Source organism: Pseudomonas migulae (assembly GCF_043225285.1).
Classification (GTDB): domain Bacteria; phylum Pseudomonadota; class Gammaproteobacteria; order Pseudomonadales; family Pseudomonadaceae; genus Aquipseudomonas; species Aquipseudomonas migulae_C.
Genome location: NZ_CP171224.1, coordinates 5,645,983 through 5,665,333 on the forward strand (window position 1 = coordinate 5,645,983; position 19,351 = coordinate 5,665,333).

Annotated in this window: 15 protein-coding genes; 5 read left to right on the top strand and 10 right to left on the bottom strand. The window is 60.6% G+C overall.

From position 1 onward, the window contains the following. Window position 1: 1 nt before the first annotated feature. The 9 genes from xylB to ACF6ZU_RS26110 form a co-directional block, all read right to left on the bottom strand. Entirely contained in the window at window positions 2-1,498 is a 1,497-nt protein-coding gene (gene xylB / locus ACF6ZU_RS26070) for a xylulokinase (RefSeq protein WP_392888325.1), read from the bottom strand. Window positions 1,499-1,652: 154 nt separating this feature from the next. Next, window positions 1,653-3,125, bottom strand: a complete 1,473-nt coding sequence (locus tag ACF6ZU_RS26075) for a mannitol dehydrogenase family protein (protein WP_392888327.1) — start codon at window positions 3,123-3,125, stop codon at window positions 1,653-1,655. A 16-nt stretch (window positions 3,126-3,141) separates the two neighbouring features. Next, window positions 3,142-4,245 carry an ABC transporter ATP-binding protein gene (locus ACF6ZU_RS26080; protein WP_392888329.1) on the bottom strand — a complete coding sequence of 368 codons (1,104 nt, stop codon included), beginning with the start codon at window positions 4,243-4,245 and terminating at the stop codon, window positions 3,142-3,144. Between the two features lie 160 nt (window positions 4,246-4,405). Then, the gene (locus tag ACF6ZU_RS26085) at window positions 4,406-5,236 is read right to left on the bottom strand and encodes a carbohydrate ABC transporter permease (protein WP_007936731.1); all 831 of its coding nucleotides are present in this window, start codon (window positions 5,234-5,236) and stop codon (window positions 4,406-4,408) included. A 10-nt stretch (window positions 5,237-5,246) separates the two neighbouring features. Then, window positions 5,247-6,146: a carbohydrate ABC transporter permease gene (locus ACF6ZU_RS26090; RefSeq protein WP_008026555.1), complete on the bottom strand. Its 900-nt coding sequence runs from the start codon at window positions 6,144-6,146 to the stop codon at window positions 5,247-5,249. 190 nt (window positions 6,147-6,336) lie between these two features. After that, window positions 6,337-7,647: an ABC transporter substrate-binding protein gene (locus ACF6ZU_RS26095; protein WP_392888331.1), complete on the bottom strand. Its 1,311-nt coding sequence runs from the start codon at window positions 7,645-7,647 to the stop codon at window positions 6,337-6,339. 338 nt (window positions 7,648-7,985) lie between these two features. After that, on the bottom strand, window positions 7,986-8,891 hold the full coding sequence (locus ACF6ZU_RS26100; RefSeq protein WP_392888333.1) for an AraC family transcriptional regulator: 906 nt from the start codon (window positions 8,889-8,891) through the stop codon (window positions 7,986-7,988). Window positions 8,892-8,976: 85 nt separating this feature from the next. Next, window positions 8,977-10,284: a glycosyltransferase gene (locus ACF6ZU_RS26105; protein WP_392888335.1), complete on the bottom strand. Its 1,308-nt coding sequence runs from the start codon at window positions 10,282-10,284 to the stop codon at window positions 8,977-8,979. A gap of 90 nt (window positions 10,285-10,374) precedes the next feature. Beyond that, window positions 10,375-10,740, bottom strand: a complete 366-nt coding sequence (locus ACF6ZU_RS26110; RefSeq protein ID WP_392888336.1) for a response regulator — start codon at window positions 10,738-10,740, stop codon at window positions 10,375-10,377. 262 nt (window positions 10,741-11,002) lie between these two features. Here ACF6ZU_RS26110 and ACF6ZU_RS26115 point away from each other — a divergent pair, with 262 nt between their 5' ends. The 5 genes from ACF6ZU_RS26115 (at window position 11,003) to ACF6ZU_RS26135 (ending at window position 17,547) form a co-directional block, all read left to right on the top strand. Then, window positions 11,003-14,494, top strand: a complete 3,492-nt coding sequence (locus ACF6ZU_RS26115; protein WP_392888337.1) for a response regulator — start codon at window positions 11,003-11,005, stop codon at window positions 14,492-14,494. After that, a complete protein-coding gene (locus tag ACF6ZU_RS26120) occupies window positions 14,494-15,327 on the top strand; it encodes a CheR family methyltransferase (protein ID WP_392888338.1) in 834 nt (277 codons plus the stop codon). The genes ACF6ZU_RS26115 and ACF6ZU_RS26120 overlap by 1 nt, the downstream gene beginning before the upstream one ends. After that, window positions 15,324-15,917 carry a chemotaxis protein CheB gene (locus ACF6ZU_RS26125; RefSeq protein WP_392888340.1) on the top strand — a complete coding sequence of 198 codons (594 nt, stop codon included), beginning with the start codon at window positions 15,324-15,326 and terminating at the stop codon, window positions 15,915-15,917. The genes ACF6ZU_RS26120 and ACF6ZU_RS26125 overlap by 4 nt, the downstream gene beginning before the upstream one ends. Continuing rightward, window positions 15,911-17,092: an ATP-binding protein gene (locus ACF6ZU_RS26130; RefSeq protein WP_392888341.1), complete on the top strand. Its 1,182-nt coding sequence runs from the start codon at window positions 15,911-15,913 to the stop codon at window positions 17,090-17,092. Before ACF6ZU_RS26125 ends, ACF6ZU_RS26130 begins: the two co-directional genes overlap by 7 nt. A 77-nt stretch (window positions 17,093-17,169) precedes the next feature. Continuing rightward, window positions 17,170-17,547 (top strand): response regulator, encoded by a 378-nt coding sequence (locus ACF6ZU_RS26135; RefSeq protein ID WP_010460444.1) that lies wholly within the window; start codon window positions 17,170-17,172, stop codon window positions 17,545-17,547. 137 nt (window positions 17,548-17,684) lie between these two features. Here the strand turns inward: ACF6ZU_RS26135 and ACF6ZU_RS26140 are convergent, their stop codons facing one another. Beyond that, window positions 17,685-19,346 (bottom strand): ATP-binding protein, encoded by a 1,662-nt coding sequence (locus tag ACF6ZU_RS26140; RefSeq protein WP_392893934.1) that lies wholly within the window; start codon window positions 19,344-19,346, stop codon window positions 17,685-17,687. Window positions 19,347-19,351: the final 5 nt, after the last annotated feature.

The following is a 19,351-nucleotide window of genomic DNA, read 5'->3' on the forward strand; positions in this document are numbered from 1 at the left end:
TTTAAAGGGTTGCGACATGCTGTTGATAGCGTTCATAGGCCTGCTCAAAGGCCGCCACGTTGGCGGCGATCGGCAGGGTTTCACTGGCCAGGTCGAGCTTCACGCAGCGCTCGCACAGGTCGGCCAGGCTGTCTTCGTGCCCGTTCGCCCAGGACTTGCACCACGCCGCCTGAATCGCCGCGCCGAGGGCGGCGGCTTCGCTTTGCTCGGTGCAGATCACCGGGGTGTTCATGATGTCGGCGACGATCTGCCGCCACACCGGACTTTTCGAGCCGCCGCCGATCAGGCAGATGCGCAGGCTTTGTAAGCCATTCTGGCGCAGCAGGTCCAGTCCATAGCGCAAACCGAAGGTCGTGCCTTCGACCACGGCGCGGCACAGGTTGGCCTGGGTCAGGTTGGTCATGGTCAAGCCGAGCAGGCTGCCGGTGGCGTGGGGCAGGGCGGGAACGCGTTCGCCGTTGAGAAACGGCAGCATGCACACGCCGTCGGCCCCGATCGGCGCTTGCGCGACGAGCTCGTTGAACGATTCGATATCCAGTTTGAACAGGTCGCGAATCGCCCCGGTGGCGTTGGTCAGGTTCATGGTGCAGATCAGCGGCAACCAGCCACCGCTGGAGGAACAGAACGTGGCGACCGAGGCGTCCGGACTGACATTCGGTTGATCGTCGTAGGCGTACACCGTGCCCGAAGAACCGAGGCTCATGGTGATCGCGCCGGGCTGGATGTTGGCGGTGCCGATGGCGCCCATCATGTTGTCGCCGCCACCGCTGGACACCAGCGCCTGCGGGTTGATGCCCAGTTGTTCGGCGATAGCGGGCAGGATCGTGCCGACGGCCTGGTGGGCGTCGATCAGCTCCGGCAGCGCGGCTTGCAAACGCCCGGTGGGGTCGATGTCGCGCAGCAGCTGCAAGTCCCACTGGCGGGTGCGCACGTTGAAATAACCGGTGCCCGAGGCATCGCCGTATTCGCTGCAGCTGCGTCCGGTGAGCCAGAAATTGAGGTAGTCGTGGGGCAGCAGAATGCGTGCGATCCGGGCAAAAATCTCCGGATGCTGTTCTTTGGTCCAGAGCAGTTTGGACACGGTGTAGCCCGGCGCGATGACCACGCCGAGGCGTTCCAGCGAACCGTTTTCACCCCCCAGATGGGCCAGCAGGCGGTCGTTTTCCGGGGTGGATTCGGTGTCGCACCAGAGCTTGGCGGGGCGCAGCACGCGGTTCTGTTCGTCGAGCAGGACCAGGCCATGTTGCTGGCCGGAAACGCCGACGCCGAGGATGTCCTGACCATCGACGTTCGCCGCGATCAGTGCCCGGCGCGTGGCCGAGGTAAAGGCTTCCAGCCACTGACAGGTGTCCTGTTCGCGGCGGCCATTGGCGCCGCTGATCAAGGTGTGTGCGGCGGCGCCCTGGCCGAGGACCTTGCCGCTTACCGCATCAAGGACGATGGCTTTGGTGCCTTGGGTGCCGCAGTCGATGCCGAGGAATAATTGTTGGTTTGGCATGGTGGGTCCTTGTTTTGTGTCAGTTCTATCTCGGTGAAGCTATCGCGAGCAAGCTTGCTCCTACAGGTTTTGTGTCGATCGTTGAAATGTGGCTCGACACAACCCTGTAGGAGCAAGCTTGCTCGCGATGACGGCAGTCGTCCCAGCTCCGAGCTTAGGCCAGTACGCGCTCCAGCGTCCGCGTCACGCCCACCTCACGCAAACTGTTGCAGCACCACTCGAACGCCGCGACAAACTCCGGGCAACGCGGAATCGCTGTCCCGAAAATCTCTTCCACCCCCAGCAACCGTTGGCTGATCAACGCGTCATCGGCCACCAGCGCCTGGCAAAACGCCGCGCGCGGATCGGGAATCGAGTAGGTATCGCCGTTCTCGTCCACGCCCTTCAAGTACAACGCCCACGCCGCCACCACCAGCGCCGCGCGCCTGGTTTCCTGGCCATCAGCGATCAAGCGGTTGATCGTCGGCACGGTGAACTTGGGAAACTTCGATGAACCGTCCGAACACACGCGCTCCAGCTGATCGGCAATCGCCTGATTGGAAAAGCGTTCCACCAGGGTGTCCTGGTAATCGCTCAGGTCGATCCCCGGCACCGGCGACAGTTGTGGCGTCACATCGAGGTCCATGTAGGCGCGCATGTAGCGTACGAACAGCGGGTCGTTCATGGTCTCGTGAACGAAGCGGTAACCCTTCAGAAACCCAAGGTACGTCAGCGCCAGGTGACTGCCGTTGAGCAACTTGATCTTCATTTCTTCGTACGGCGTGACGTCGTCGGTGAACTGCACGCCGACCTTTTCCCAGGCGGGGCGGCCGTTGACGAACTTGTCTTCCAGCACCCATTGCACAAACGGTTCGCAGACCACCGGCCAGGCATCGTCGACCGCATGTTTGTCGGCCAGCTGCAGGCGATGCGCGGTGCTGGTCATGGGCGTGATGCGGTCGACCATGGCGTTGGGGAAACTGACGTTGTCGGCGATCCAGTCGTGCAGATCGGCGTCGCGCAGTGCGGCAAACGCCAGCAACGCCTTGCGGGTTACCGCGCCGTTGTGCGGCAGGTTATCGCAGGACATCAAAGTGAACGCCGGTGTGCCCACCGCGCGGCGCTTGGCCAGGGCGGCGCAGAGGAAGCCGAACACGGTTTTCGGCGCTTGCGGGTGGGCCAGGTCGTGCTGGATCTGCGGCAGGTGCGCCATGAATTCGCCGTTGCTGTCGTCGATGCAATAACCGCCCTCGGTGATGGTCAGCGAAACGATGCGAATCTCGGGGCTCGCCAGTTTGTCGATCAAGGCTTGCGCGCCGTCCTCGGCCAGCAGCATGTCGCGGATCGCGCCGATCACCCGGACCTCGGTGTCGTCGGTGTCGCCGAGCTCGAACAGGGTGAACAGGTAATCCTGTTCCTTCAGGTCGTCCCGGGCGCGGCGGTCCTCGGCGCGCAGGCCGACGCCGCAAATCGCCCAGTCCAGGCCTTCGCCGGTGTTCATCAAGGCGTCGGTGTAATACGCCTGGTGGGCGCGGTGGAAGCCGCCGACGCCAATGTGCGCGATGCCTTGGCGGGTGTCGCTCAGGGCGTAGGCGGGCAGGGCGACCTCGGGGGCGAGGCGCTGCAGGTTTTGTTTGTTCAGTTTCATCACAGGCTCTCTTGAATCAGGCCGCTGCGCGCAACGGGCGGGTCAGCGCCACGCCGTCGGCATCGAATAAATGGCAGTGTTCGGCGTTCAGGTGCAGGCTCAGGGTTTCGCCATAGCGGCTGGCCAGGTCACCGCGAACGCGCATGGTCAGCGCTTCGCCGGAAGCGGTCCGCACGTGGCAGAAGGTGTCGCTGCCCAGGCGCTCGCTGACGTCGGCGGTGACTTGCAGGGTGCAGTCGCCGCTGTGCGCCAGTTCCAGATGTTCCGGGCGAATGCCCAGGGTGATAGCGCCGCCGACGCTCAGGTTGGCGCCGGTCTGCGGCAAGCTGATGCGGGTGCCGGCATCAAGCGCCACCTCGCAGCCCTGGCTGTCGACGCGGGTGACTTTGCCCTTGAGGAAGCCCATTTTCGGCGTGCCGAGAAAACCGGCAACGAACAGGTTGGCCGGTTGGTGATACAGGTCCAGCGGCGAGCCGACCTGCTCGATTTTGCCGCCGTTCAGCACAACTACTTTGTCGGCCATGGTCATGGCTTCCACCTGGTCGTGGGTCACGTAGATCATCGTGGCTTGCAGCTCTTTATGCAGGCGCAGCAGTTCCAGGCGCATCTGTACCCGCAGCGCCGCGTCGAGGTTGGACAGCGGTTCGTCGAACAGGAAGATTTTCGGGTTGCGCACGATGGCGCGGCCGATGGCGACGCGTTGACGCTGGCCGCCGGACAGTTGTTTCGGCTTGCGCTCCAGCATCGGTCCCAGTTCAAGAATGCGTGCGGCTTCGCCGACTTTCTTCTCGACTTCGGCTTTGGGAACGCCGGCGAGGTCGAGGGCGAACGACATGTTTTTGCGCACGCTCATGTGCGGGTACAGGGCGTAGGTCTGGAACACCATCGCCAGGTCGCGCTTGGCCGGGCTGACTTCGGTGATGTCCCGACCATCGAGCTCGATGGTGCCGCCGCTGACTTCTTCGAGGCCCGCGATCAGGCGCAGCAGGGTGGACTTGCCGCAGCCGGACGGACCGACGAACACCACGAATTCCTTGTCGTTCACTTCCAGGTCGATGCCCTTGATGATGGAAAAGCCTTCGAAGCCTTTTTGCAGATTCTTGATTTTCAGGTTGGCCATGGTGGTGGGCCTCCGTATCACGTTATTCGGGTGACCCTGTAGGAGCGAGCTTGCTCGCGATGGATTCACAGGCGCCGCGTTTTTCCAGGCAGCCCGCGTTATCGTTTACGTCCATCGCGAGCAAGCTCGCTCCTACAGGAATTGCGTTAGCCGACAAACTTCATTTCACGGCACCAAACGACAGGCCGCGGACCAGTTGTTTCTGGCTGATCCAGCCGAAGATCAGGATCGGCGCGCAGGCCAGGGTCGACACGGCCGACAACTTGGCCCAGAACAGCCCTTCGGGGCTTGAGTAGGAGGCGATCAACGCAGTCAGTGGCGCGGCTTTCGACGAGGTCAGGTTCAGCGACCAGAAGGCCTCGTTCCAGCACAGGATCAGCGACAGCAACACCGTCGACGCCAGGCCGCCCTTGGCGATCGGCAGCAGCACGCGAACCATTTCCTGCCACAGCGTGGCGCCATCGAGACGTGCGGCTTCGAGGATGTCTTTCGGGATGTCCTTGAAGTAGGTGTAAATCATCCAGACCACGATCGGCAGGTTGATCAGCGTGTAGATCACGATCAGCGCAATGCGCGTATCGAGCAGGCCGAAGCTCTTGGCCAGCAGGTAGATCGGCATCAGCACGCCCACCGGCGGCAGCATCTTGGTGGAGAGCATCCACAGCAGCGTGCCTTTGGTGCGCTGGGTTTCGTAGAACGCCATCGAGTAGGCCGCCGGCACCGCGATCAGCAGGCACAACGCCGTGGCGCTGAAGGAGATCACCACCGAGTTCCAGGCGAAGCTGAAGTAGTCGCTGCGCTCGTTGATGTGCAGGTAGTTCTCCAGCGTCGGCGTGAAGATGAACTGCGGTGGCGTGGCGAACGCATCGATTTCGGTCTTGAAGCTGGTCAGCACCATCCAGAAGATCGGGAAGAAGATCAGGATCGCGATGGCCCAGGCCAGGGTGCCCAGCAGCAGGCTTTGCAGGCGACGGGATTGTTGAAGGGTCATGGCGCAGGCCTCAGGCTTTGTCTGTCAGGTTTTTGCCGATCATCCGCACCAGCACGATGGCCGCGATGTTGGCAATCACCACCGCGATCAAACCGCCGGCGGATGCCATGCCGACGTCGAACTGCACCAGCGCCTGGTTGTAGATCAGGTAGGCGAGGTTGGTCGAGGCGTAGCCGGGACCGCCGTTGGTGGTGGTGAAAATTTCGGCGAACACCGACAGCAGGAAGATGGTTTCGATCATCACCACGACCGCAATCGGCCGAGCCAGGTGCGGCAGGGTCAGGTGCCAGAAGATCGCGATGGGCCCGGCACCGTCGAGGCGCGCAGCTTCTTTCTGTTCCTGGTCGAGGGACTGCATGGCGGTCATCAGGATCAGGATCGCGAAGGGCAGCCATTGCCAGGACACAATGATGATGATCGACAGCAGCGGGTAGTGCGCCAACCAGTCCACCGGTTGCGCGCCGAACAGCTTCCAGACGTAGGCGAGGATCCCCGAGACCGGGTGGAAAATCAGGTTCTTCCAGATCAGCGCACCGACGGTGGGCATGATGAAGAACGGCGAGATCAGCATCACTCGCACGACGCCGCGACCGAGGAAATCACTGGCCTCCAGCAGTGCACTGATCAACACCCCGAGCACCACGCTGATCAGCAACACGCTGCCCACCAGCAACAGGGTGTTGGTGGCACCAGGCATGAACCCGGAGTCGGTCAGGAAGTAGGTGAAGTTCTCCAGCCCGACGAACTCGTTTTCACCCGGGTTGAGCAGGTTGTACCGGATCATCGAGAAGTAAACAGTCATGCCCAGAGGCACGATCATCCACAGCAGCAACAGCGCCACCGAAGGGCTGACCAGAAACCAGCCCGGATTGGCCAGTCGGCTTTTGCGCACCGGTTGGGGAATGTCCATTTGTGCTTTGGCAGTTGAGATATTCATGGTGAAGAACCCATTAAGAGCAGACGACGAAGAACTACTGTGGGAGCGAGCCTGCTCCGGGCGGCGTTCCGACGAAAAACGTCCGGACAACGCGTTCAATCAGACAAACAGCGTCAGCGGTGACGTCCATCGCGAGCAGGCTCGCTCCTACAGGGATTTGGGGTTACTTCGGATAACCCGCGCGCTTCATCTCACGTTCGGTGGTTTGCTGGGCGGCGGCCAGGGCCTGGTCGACCGTGGTCTGGCCGATCAGCGCTGCCGAGAACGCCTTGCCCACTTGGGTGCCAATGCCCTGGAATTCGGGAATGGTCACCAGCTGAATGCCGATGTACGGAACAGGCTTGAGGGTCGGCTTGCTCGGGTCCGCCGCTTTCAGCGATTCCAGCGTCACCTTGGCGAATGGCGCGGCGCTCATGTAGGCGTCGCTGTAGGTCGAGGCGCGGGTGCCTGGCGGCACGTTGGCGATGCCGTCTTTTTCCGCGACCAATGCGCCGTATTCCTTGGAAGTGGCCCAGGCACTGAAGGTTTTTGCTGCGTCCTTGGCTTTGGAACTGGTCGGAATCGCCAGCGCCCAGGAATAGAGCCAGGCCGAACCTTTGTCGGTGGTCTGGTGCGGTGCATAGGTGAAACCGACGTGATCGCTGACCTTGCTCTGGGTCTTGTCGGTGACGAACGAGCCGGCGACGCTGGCATCGACCCAGATCGCACACTTGCCGCTGTTGAACAGCGCCAGGTTTTCGTTGAAGCCATTGCTCGACGCGCCCGGCGGGCCGGACTTCTTCATGGTGTCGACGTAGAAGTTCAGCGCGTTTTTCCACTCGGGGCCGGTGAATTCCGGCTGCCACTTCTCATCGAACCAGCGCGCGCCATAGGCGTTGGCAACCGTGGTGATCAGCGCCATGTTCTCGCCCCAGCCGGCCTTGCCGCGCAGGCAGATGCCGTACTGTTCTTTATCCTTGTTGGTGAGCTTGCTGGCGAATTCGCCGATCTGTTCCCAGGTCGGGCGCTCGGGCATGGTCAGACCGGCGTCCTTGAACAGGTCGGTGCGGTAATAGGTGATGGAACTTTCGGCGTAGAACGGCAGGGCGTATAGCGAACCTTTGACGGAAAGGCCTTCGCGCACCGAAGGAAACACGTCGTCGAGGTCATAGGAGGCCGGCAGATCCTTCATCGGTTCCAGCCAGCCCTTGGCACCCCAAAGTGCGGCTTCGTACATGCCGATGGTCAAGACGTCGAACTGTCCGCCCTGAGTGGCGATGTCGGTGGTCAGGCGCTGACGCAGGACGTTTTCTTCGAGCACCACCCAGTTGAGCTTGATGTCCGGGTGCTCGGCCTCGAAGGTTTTCGAGAGCTTTTGCATGCGGATCATGTCGCTGTTGTTGACGGTGGCGATGGTCAGGGTCTGAGCGCCGAGGCTGACGCTGCTGAGGGTCATGCAGGTGAGGGCTAGCAGAGCTTTTACAGAAGGTTGCATCGAGCACTCCTTTTCTGCACCCGGGTGGGGACAGAAGGACAGTTATTGTTTTTGTGTCTTCCGCGAGAGGAAGAATGTGCGCTGATTACAGCCTTCAATTGGCGATGAAACAAATCATTCATCGCACTTGAATCGATACTTTTTTGCACTCGTGTTGCGGATGGGCAATGCAGGGATAGGCGTTACAGGGGTGAACGGACATCGGTTTTGTACAGGTCTTGGGTTGTAAACACCGTCAATGTGGGAGTGAGCCTGCTCGCGATAGCGGTGCGTCAGGTAAATTTCCTTGGCTGACACACCGCTATCGCGAGCAGGCTCACTCCTACAGTGTTTTGCGTTTATCCGAGGTTTTGCTCAGTCAACCGCTGCACCGCCAACCGCCGATAGTGCGACGGCGTCATGCCTTTCAATTGCTGAAAGCGCCGGTTGAAGTTGGAAATATTGTTGAAACCCGACTCGAAGCACACATCCGTCACCGGCTTGTCGCCATCGGCCAGCAACTCGCAGGATTTGCTGATGCGCAGCCGGTTGACGAACTCGATGAAGCAGCGCCCGGTGGCCTGCTTGAACACGCGGCTGAAATACGTCGGCTTCATGCCCAGGTGCTCGGCGACTTCCTCCAGCGGCAGTTCGCGGGCGTAGTGGGCGAAGATGTAATCCACCGCGCGGTTGGTCCGGTCGACGTTGTGCTCGTCCGACAATTGCGGTGTGGTCGCACCGGACAGCAACTGGTAGTCATCGGACGCGGCGAGCAGCTCCAGCAGAATGAAAAAGTGCCCGAGCCGGGTCACGCCTTTGGTGTCGGCGATGCGCTGCATCAGGGTCATGGCCTGGCGGATCGTGCGTTTGCAGCGAAATTCGATACCGTACTGGGCGCGCTCCAGCAGGGGCGCGAGGGTCTTGAGTTCGGCGAACACCTGATGGCCGCTCTCGAACAACTCATCGGTGAAGTTGACCAGCATGTCGCGCTTGGGCACCACTTCGTCTTCGGCCACCTGGCTGATCCAGTTATGGGGCAGGTTGGGGCCGGTGAGGAACAGGGTTTCCGGATAGAAATTGCCGATGTAGTCGCCGATGAACACCTTGCCGGAGCTGGCGACGATCAGGTGCAGTTCGTATTCCTTGTGGAAATGCCAGCGCACCAGCGGGCAGGGGAAGCCGTGCTGGCGATAAATGATGGACAAACCGTTGTGGTCATCCATCAGTTCATAGGAAGGGTCGGTCACACGGGCGGTTCGGGTCATGTCGGGGGCGCTTTTCTTGTTATCGCGCCTTGATCATGCCTCTTTCCTGGCTCCCAATGCCAGCGCACAGGACATGCGGGTGGTTTTAATCCGCAGCGGCTGATGGATTGCGGTTCTTCGCTTCAATCCATTGCGCCATGTACTGGGTACTTTTGTGCTGGTGATGGCGCAGCATGCTGCCGGTGAAGTTATCTCGCCGAATCTGCGCCAGATGCTGCCGGCTATGCACCAGTTTTTCGATCAGGGCCTCGCCGTGCACCGATTGCCGGTAACGCTCGGCCAACAGGCTCAGCCCTTGCGCCTGGGCGTCAAGCCAGCGCGGCTTGTCGCTGTAAAGCTGCGCGGCTTGATCAGCAAAGTCCTCGGCGGTGCGGGTCACGGCGCCAGGCCAGGGTTCTTCGCCGTGCATGGCTTCGGCGCCCATCGGCGTGGTGACATTCGGCGTGCCGCACAACATGGCATCGACGATTTTGCCCTTGATGCCCGCACCGAAACGCAACGGTGCCAGGCACACCCGCGCGGCCGACATCACTTGCAGTGCATCTTCCGCCCAGTTCATCACATGGAACCCTTGGGCCGCATTGTGCAGGGCCGTCGCCTTGGGCGGCGTGTAAGCACCATATATATGCAGTTGCGCCGCCGGCAGTTGCGCGCGAATCAGTGGCCAGATGGTGGTCTTGAGCCAAAGCACCGCGTCCCAGTTGGGCGCGTGGCGAAAGTTGCCGATATGGATAAAGTGCGCGCGGTTCTCGAACTGCGCGGGCGCAGCGTCGGGCAAGTCGACCATCAACGGGCACCAGTGCAACAGGTTGCGCGGCACCTTGAACTGCTCGACCAGCAGCTCGATTTCCACTTCGGAAATCATCAGGTTCACGTCGCAGCGATACAGCGCCGCGATCTCCCGTTTGGCCAGGTCAGTGTCGGCCATGAGCTCGAATTCTTCACGCAGTGCCGGCGCAAACAGGCTGCTGAAGTCATTGTTGTCGTCACTGGCCTTCAGGCGATCCTTGAGCCGCTGATGCCGGGCATGGCGCAGGCTTTGCAAATCCTGGGTGCCCAGTACGCGCAGGGCCTGGGGGCATTGCTTTTCCACGCGCCAGCCGAATTGTTCTTCCATCATGAATTGTTCGAACAGCACGATATCCGGTGCCAGTTCGCTGACGAAAAGGTCGAAACTGCTGTTGTTCAGTTCGATCGGCACTTCACGGATGCCCAGCGCCGTCAGGTCTTCCTGGTGTTCGCCAGCACCGGCGGGGCTGCTGAAGGTCACGTCCCAGCCTTGTTGCAGGAACGTCCCGAGCAATTGCATGACATAGCCGCCGGCCGCGGAAGACCGGGGCTCGGGCCAGACATAACCGATGACCAGGACTTTGGTGGCGCGGGGCTGACTCATGCGGGGCCATTCCTTGAAGCGGGGCGGGATAAAAGCGGGGCGCAATTAAACCACAGCCGGGGGCGATTCCCCGAACCCGTACTGCGAAGGTCAGGCGTTGTCGAGAATGCCTTTGACCTTGTCCCGCAGTTGGTCGATGGAGAAGGGTTTACCGATCACATGCATGCCGGCAGGCACATCGATGCTCTCGGCATAACCGCTGGCGAACAGGATGGGCAATTCAGGGCGAACCAGGCGTGCCTGGGTCGCCAGTTCACGACCATCCATCACCGGTAGGCCGACGTCGGTCATCATCAAGTCGATGTATTGATCTTCGTCGTTGAGAAACGCCAGCGCCTGTTCGCAGCCGTCAGCCTCCAGCACCTTGAATTCCAGCTCCTCGAGGACATCGACGATCAGCATGCGCACGATGTCGTCGTCTTCGACGACCAGGATGATGGATTGTTCGGCGGACATAATAGTGTTCTCAACAGTTGAATTCGCGGGGGGCGGTCGATCAAAAACGCCGGGCTCTAGCATGAGTAAGTTACGGAACCCGACAAGTTCCCAGCCGCACGATAAAAAAGAATAGCCGTACAACGGCCGGCAAGGATAACCGCTCCTGTGCGCAGGAGTAGCTGTATGTAGGAGTTTGCGCGAAAACCCGTCAGAAAATTGGATCAAACCGGCCCGTTTGGGGCAAACTCCTTGCTTTTCAACAGTTCGACAAGGCCTCCCCATGACCACTGCGTCTTCGGTAGATGAGCAACGATTCCGCAAACTCCTGAGCCGCAACGTCAGCCTGCCGCTGGGCGTAGGCGTGCTCAGTGCGGTGTTCTTTGTCTCGCTGATCACTTATCTGCTGTCGGTGATCCAGTGGGTGGAGCACACCGACCGGGTGATCAATAACGCCAATGAAGCCGTGAAGCTGACCGTTGATCTGGAAACCGGCATGCGCGGCTACCTGCTCAGTGGCGACGAGAAATTCCTCGAACCCTATGAGACTGCCCGTCCGAGAATCAAGGTCGCGGTCAATACCTTGCTCGAACTGACCGCGGACAACCCCGTGCAGACCGATCGCTTGCGGCGTCTCGAGGCCTTGCAAAATGAATGGGCCACCTACGCGCAGAGCATGATCGACCTGCAACGCACCAGCGGCGATTATCGCGGCGCGGTCAAGGCCGGTCGCGGCAAACGCCTGACCGACGAGATCCGCAAGCAGTTCGAAGACGTGATCGACATGGAGCAGCAGTTGCGCGCCACGCGCAACGAAGAAGTGCGCCGCACCACGATCTGGAGCATCAGCCTTTACCTGGTGTTTATCCTCGGCATCAGCGCCTTGCTGGCCTACATCGGCCGTCGGGATCTGCTCAACCTTTCGCAAAGCTACAGCGCCAACCTTTCCGCCCAACTGGCCAGTGCCAACCGCCTGGAACAGCAGGCGTGGCTGCGCAACGGTCAGACGGAACTCGCCGAACAGGTGCTGGGGCAGCTTTCGTTGAATCTGCTGGGCCGCAACATTCTGCAGTTTTGCGCGCAGTACCTCGGCACGGCGGTGGCGGCCGTTTATGTGCGTGAGGAGCACGGCGGTCTCAAGCGCATTGCCGCTTACGGCTTTTCCCGCGAGCAGGAAGAACGTGATCAACAGATTTACAGCGATGAAGGGATTGTTGGCCAGGTGGCGCAACAGGCACGTCTGATCCGCCTGGACAACGTCCCGAGCGATTACTTCAAGGTGACTTCGGGCCTGGGCGAAGGCCTGCCGCACAGCGTGCTGGTGGTGCCGACCAGCGACGACGATCGGGTCAACGGCGTGATCGAGCTGGGCTTCCTGCGTCCGCTGGAAGATCGCGATATCGAACTGCTGCAACTGATCGCCGGCAACATCGGCACCTCCATCGAAGCCGCGCGTTATCGCCAGCGCTTGCAGGAAGTGCTGGCCGAAACCCAGCAGCTCAATGAAGAACTGCAGGTCCAGCAGGAAGAACTCAAGACCGCCAACGAAGAGCTGGAAGAGCAGTCGCGGATCCTCAAGGAGTCCCAGGCGAACCTGGAAACCCAGCAGGTCGAGCTGGAACAGACCAACGAGCAGCTCGCCGAGCAGGCACAGATCCTCGCCGATCAGCGCGATGCCATGGACCTGAAGAACACCGAGCTCAATCAGGCCCAGACCCAGCTTGAGGAGCGCGCTGAAGAGTTGCAGCGTTCCAGCAAGTACAAGTCCGAATTCCTCGCCAACATGTCCCACGAACTGCGCACCCCGCTGAACAGCTCGTTGATCCTGGCCAAGCTGCTGGCGGAAAACCCTCAGGAAAACCTCAGCGCCGAGCAGGTCAAGTTCGCCGAGTCGATCTATTCGGCCGGTAACGACCTGCTGAACCTGATCAACGACATTCTCGATATCTCCAAGGTCGAGGCCGGCAAGCTTGAGATGCGCCCGGAAAACACCAGCGTCGCGCGCCTGGTGGACGGTTTGCGCGGGATGTTCCAGCCGATGGCCACGGACAAGAAGCTGGACTTCCAGGTCGACCTGCAGCCCGGCGCGCCGATGATGATCTATACCGACCGCCAGCGCCTGGAGCAGGTGATCAAGAACCTGCTGTCCAACGCGGTGAAGTTCACCGAGCAGGGTTCGGTCAGCCTGACCGTGGCCAGTCAGCCGAACGATGGCATCGCGTTCATCGTTCGCGATTCCGGGATTGGCATTGCGGTCGATCAGCAGGAAAGCATTTTCGAAGCGTTCCGCCAGGCGGATGGCACCACCAACCGGCGCTACGGCGGCACCGGGCTGGGCTTGTCGATTTCCCGTGATCTGGCGGCCTTGCTCGGTGGCTCCATCAGCGTCACCAGCGAGCCGGGGCAGGGCAGTGCGTTCACCCTGGTCCTGCCGCAGCACTACGTTGAACAGAACGAAGAATCGGGCGAACCGATGCAAGCCTCGCCGGTGACGATGGCGCCGCGAGTGGCGCCCGCCGCCCTGATGCCGCTGATCGCCGAGGTAGACATTCCGCGTTTCGACGACGACCGCAGCAAGGCGCCGTTTACGACGCGCTGCATCCTGGTGGTGGAAGACGAGCCGAATTTTGCGCACATCCTCTACGACCTGGCGCATGAACTGGGTTATCACTGCCTGGTGGCCCACGGCGCCGATGAAGGTTACGACCTGGCCAAGGAATACATTCCCGACGCGATCCTGCTGGACATGCGCCTGCCGGATCACTCGGGCCTGACCGTGCTGCAACGCCTCAAGGAACACGCGGAAACCCGGCACATTCCGGTGCACGTGATTTCGGTCGAAGACCGCGTCGAAGCCGCGATGCACATGGGCGCGATCGGTTATGCGGTCAAGCCGACCACCCGCGAAGAGCTCAAGGACGTGTTCGCCCGCCTCGAAGCCAAGCTGACCCAGAAGGTCAAGCGCGTGCTGCTGGTCGAGGACGACGATCTGCAGCGTGACAGCATTGCCCGGCTGATCGGCGACGATGACATCGAGATCACCGCGGTCGGCCTCGCGCAGGACGCGCTGGACCTGCTGCGCACGACGATTTTCGACTGCATGATCATCGACCTCAAACTGCCCGACATGCTCGGCAACGACCTGCTCAAGCGCATGTCCACCGAGGACATCTGCTCGTTCCCGCCAGTGATCGTCTACACCGGGCGCAACCTGACCCGGGACGAAGAGGCCGAGCTGCGCAAGTATTCGCGCTCGATCATCATCAAGGGCGCTCGCTCGCCAGAGCGTTTGCTGGACGAGGTCACACTCTTTCTGCACAAAGTCGAATCGCGGTTGTCCCATGAACGGCAGACGATGCTCAAGACCGCGCGCAGCCGCGACAAGGTCTTCGAGGGTCGCAAGGTGCTGCTGGTGGACGACGATGTGCGCAACATCTTCGCCCTCACCAGCGCGCTGGAGCACAAGGGGGCAGTCGTGGTCATTGGCCGGAACGGCCGTGAGGCGATTGAAAAACTTAATGAAGTCGAGGACATCGATCTGGTGTTGATGGACGTGATGATGCCGGAGATGGACGGTTTTGAAGCCACCATCGAGATCCGCAAGGACCCGCGCTGGCGCAAGCTGCCGATCATTGCGGTGACGGCCAAGGCCATGAAGGACGATCAGGAGCGCTGCCTGCAGGCCGGCTCCAACGATTACCTGGCCAAGCCCATTGACCTGGATCGCCTGTTCTCGCTGATTCGCGTGTGGTTACCGAAGATGGAACGCATTTAGTGGAACGCAATTATTCAGTGGAGCGCAGTAGCGAAATCGAGTTGCGGTTGTTGATCGAGGCGATTTACCTCAAATACAGCTATGACTTTCGCGATTACTCCGGCGCGTCGATCAAGCGCCGCGTCAATCACGCGCTGAGCCAGTTCGAGTGCGCGACCATTTCGGCGCTCCAGGAAAAAGTGCTGCACGACCCGACGGCGTTCATGCAGTTGCTGCAATTGCTGACGATCCCGGTCAGCGAGATGTTCCGCGACCCGTCGCACTTCCTCGCCATCCGCCAGGAAGTGGTGCCGCTGCTCAAGACCTATCCCTCGATCAAGATCTGGATCGCCGGTTGCAGCACCGGTGAAGAGGTCTATTCGATGGCGATCCTGTTGCGCGAAGAAGGCTTGCTCGATCGCACCATCATCTACGCGACCGACATCAATCCGCGTTCGCTGGAGAAGGCCAAGCAGGGGATTTTCTCCATGGAGAATGTCCGCGCCTACACTTCCAATTATCAGCAGGCCGGTGGCCAGCGTTCCTTCGCCGACTACTACACGGCCGCCTATGGCTACGCGATTTTCGACAAGAGCCTGTGCGAGAACGTGACCTTCGCCGACCACAGTCTGGCGACCGACAGTGTCTTTTCAGAGACTCAATTAATTTCGTGTCGTAACGTTTTGATTTATTTCAATAAAAATCTTCAAGATAGAGCCTTCGGGTTGTTCCATGAATCCCTTTGCCATCGGGGCTTCCTGGTGCTGGGCAGCAAGGAAACCCCGGATTTTTCGGCCTTCGGCAACCAGTTCGAGCCGTTGGTCAAACAAGAACGGATCTACCGTAAATCATGAACAGTGCAGCGGATTTGCCTTCTGTGGAGGCGGTCGTGATCGGAGCTTCGGCCGGTGGCGTGGAGGCGTTGCTGAGCATTCTCAGCCCTCTGCGCGAAGGTTTTGTGCTGCCGATCATCGTAGTGTTGCACCTGCCGGATGAGCGTCGCAGCCAGCTGGCCGAGGTGTTTGCCCGCAGGGTCGCCATGCGCGTGGTCGAGGCCCATGACAAAACGCTGATCGAACCCGGCACCCTGTATTTCGCCACGCCGGGCTATCACTTGTCGGTGGAGCAGGACCGCAGCTTTTCCCTCAGCCTGGAAGACCGCGTGCATTATTCGCGGCCCGCCATCGATTTCCTGTTCGAGTCGGCTGCCGATGTTTACGGCCCGTCCCTGGCGGCGGTGTTGTTGACCGGCGCCAATCGCGATGGCGCAAGCGGCATGGCCCGGGTCAAGGATCGCGGCGGCCTGACGATCGTCCAGGACCCGGACGAAGCCCAGGTCGCCACCATGCCCCTGGCGGCGCTGGATTCTCACCAGCCTGACCATGTTCTCCCCATACGCGGCATCGGCCGTCTGCTTGTCGAGCTGGAACGAATAGCATGCTAAGTAACATCCAAGCCAAACTGCTGATCGTCGACGATCTGCCGGAGAACCTGCTGGCGCTCGAAGCGCTGATCAAGCGCGAAGACCGCATGGTCTACAAGGCCCTGTCCGCTGACGAAGCCTTGTCGCTGCTGCTGCAACACGAGTTCGCCATGGCCATTCTCGACGTGCAGATGCCCGGCATGAACGGTTTCGAGCTGGCCGAACTGATGCGCGGTACCGAGAAAACCAAGAACATCCCGATTGTCTTCGTCAGTGCCGCCGGCCGTGAGTTGAACTATGCGTTCAAGGGCTATGAAAGCGGCGCCGTGGACTTCCTGCACAAACCGCTGGATATCCACGCGGTCAAGAGCAAGGTCAATGTGTTCGTCGACCTGTACCGCCAGAGCAAGGCCATGAAGCAACAGGTCGAAGCGCTGGAGCAAAGCCGTCGGGAGCAGGAAGCGTTGCTGCAGCAGTTGCAGAGCACTCAACGGGAACTGGAGCAGGCGGTGCGCATGCGCGATGACTTCATGTCCATCGTCGCCCATGAGGTGCGCACGCCGCTCAATGGCCTGATACTCGAAACCCAGCTGCGCAAGATGCACCTGGCCCGGGACAACGCCGCCGCGTTTACCCTGGACAAGATGCACGCGATGGTCGATCGCGACGAACGGCAGATCAAAAGCCTGATCCGCCTGATCGAAGACATGCTGGATGTGTCGCGGATTCGCACCGGCAAGTTGTCGATCCGACCGACACGCTTCGATCTGTCGGCGCTGGTGCGTAACTTGTTACAGAATTTCGCGCCGCAGATCGATGCCGCCGAATCGTCGGTGACCCTCGATGCCGAGCAACCGGTGCTGGGCAGCTGGGACGAATTTCGTATTGAACAGGTGGTTTCAAACCTGTTGACCAACGCCTTGCGTTACGGCGCCAAGAGCCCGATCAGCGTGAAGGTGTACAGTGAGGGCCAGCAGGCGCTGGTGGAAGTGCGCGATCAGGGGATCGGTATCGATCAGGAAAACCAGAAGCGGATTTTCCAGCAGTTTGAACGGGTGTCGGCCAAGCAAGTCGTCGCGGGGCTGGGCCTGGGGTTGTTTATTTCAGAACAGATTGTGACCGCCCATGGCGGTTCCATAACCGTCGAGAGCCGGATTGGCGAAGGCGCCTTGTTTCGCGTTTGTCTGCCGCTGTAGGAAAACAGCCGAATAAACGCAACCTCTGATCGACCCCGGGGTCGTATCAGCAGCTATTGACCGAACAAAGGCTTCCCATGAGTGAAGATGCACAAGACGTCGTATTGATCGTCGAAGATGACCCCTCGATTCTGATGGTGCTGTCGGCCTATCTGTCGGGTGAGGGCTACCGGGTGCTGCAGGCCGAAAACGGCGAGCAGGCCTTCGAGATCCTGGCGAGCAAGCCGCACCTGGACATGATGATCACCGATTTTCGCCTGCCGGGCGGAATCTCCGGCGTGCAGATCGCCGAACCCGCCGTGAAGCTGCGACCGGAACTCAAGGTGATCTTCATCAGCGGTTACCCGCAGGAAATCCGCGAGACCGACAGCCCGATCACGCGCAAGGCGCCGATTTTGGGTAAACCGTTCGATCTCGATGTGTTGCAGGAATTGATGCAGGACATGCTCTCCTGAACCACCGCTACCCCTGTAGGAGCCAGCTTGCTGGCGATGTTCTCCGGAACGCCGCGTTTTTCCTGTAAGCCAGCGTTATCGTTGACGACTATCGCCAGCAAGCTGGCTCCTACAGTGCCCGCGTCGTTTTGTAGATTTCAGATTCGGATCATCTCCCGCACCTTCGCCGTCAACAGGTCAAAGGTAAACGGCTTGGTGATCATCTGCATGCCCGGGTCGAGGAAGCCGCCGCGAACCGCCGCGTGTTCGGCATAACCGGTGATGAACAACACCTTGAGATCAGGCCGGTACTGCCGGCCGATTTCCGCCAATTGCCGGCCATTCATGCCGGGCAACCCGACGTCGCTGATCATCAGGTCAATACGCTGTGCGGAATCGAGGATCGGCACCGCGCCATCGGCATCGCCGGCCTCGACGAAGGCATACCCCAATTCGCTCAGCACCGTGCTGACCAGCACCCGCACCGCCGGGTCATCCTCGACGATCAGCACCGTTTCGCCATTCTGCGCGAACAACGGATGTGGCGCGTCGGCCGGACTCTCCTCAGGCACATCGCCGCCGAAGCGCGGCAGGTACAGACTAACTGTCGTGCCTTTGCCGACTTCGCTGTCGATGGCGACATGACCACGTGATTGCTTGCTGAAGCCATAGATCATCGACAACCCGAGGCCGGTGCCCTGGCCGATCGGTTTGGTGGTGAAGAAGGGGTCGAACGCGCGATTGATCGTGCTTTGCGGCATGCCGCAGCCGTTATCCGCGACGCTCAACACCACATAATCGCCGGGGTCGAGGTTGCTGTAGGCCTCGGTGAAACTGGCGTCCAGATGCTGGTTGCGGGTGTTGACCACCAGTTTTCCGCCGTTGGGCATCGCATCCCGGGCGTTGATCACCAGGTTGAGCAGGGCGCTCTCCAGTTGGTTGGGGTCCGCCTCGGCCACCCACAATTGCTCGTTGAGTTGCATGTCCAGGTGAATGCTTTCGTTGATGCTGCGTTGTAGCAATTCGCCCATGGACGTCACCAGCGTGTTCATTTCCACCGGTTTTGAATCCAGCGACTGCCGACGCGAAAAGGCCAGCAGGCGGTGGGTCAAACCCGCCGCGCGGTTGGCCGAAGTGACGCCCAGGTCAATCAGGCTGTCGAGGTCTTCCGTGCGACCACGGGCGAGGCGTCGACGCAACAGCTCCAGGCTGCCGATGATTCCGGTCAGCATGTTGTTGAAGTCATGGGCGATGCCGCCGGTGAGTTGGCCGACCGCTTCCATTTTCTGCGATTGACGCAGCACTTCTTCGTTGTGGCGCAACTGTGCGGTGCGTTCCTCGACCTGTTGTTCCAAGGTTTCGAGGGTGATTTGCAAACGCTGTTCGCTTTGACTCAGGTCGATCAGCCGGTCCCTGGCTTCGTACTGTCGTCGGCGCCCGCGCAACGCGGTGGTCACCAGGCTGATCAGTGTCACGGGATGGAAAGGGCGCTCAAGGAAGGTGACGTTGCCCAGCTGCGTGCCGATGCGTGACGCGGGATTCAGTTCGGGGCCGCCATGGTAGGTCATCAGCACAATCGGCAAGTCGGACCATGCCGGTTGCCGATCGATCAGGCCGGACAACGGTTCGATGTCGCCGGCCAGCAACGCCTCGGATGAGATCAACAGCAGCCCGGCGCCTTGCTCCAGCTCCTCGCACAGACCCATCAGGTCGCGCGTAATGACGCCGTCGTAACCCGCTTCGTTGAGCATCATCAAGGCAATCTGGCTGTCCCGTCCCAGCGGCGCGAGAATGATCGCGCGCTCGGACGTTGCCTTCATGACCG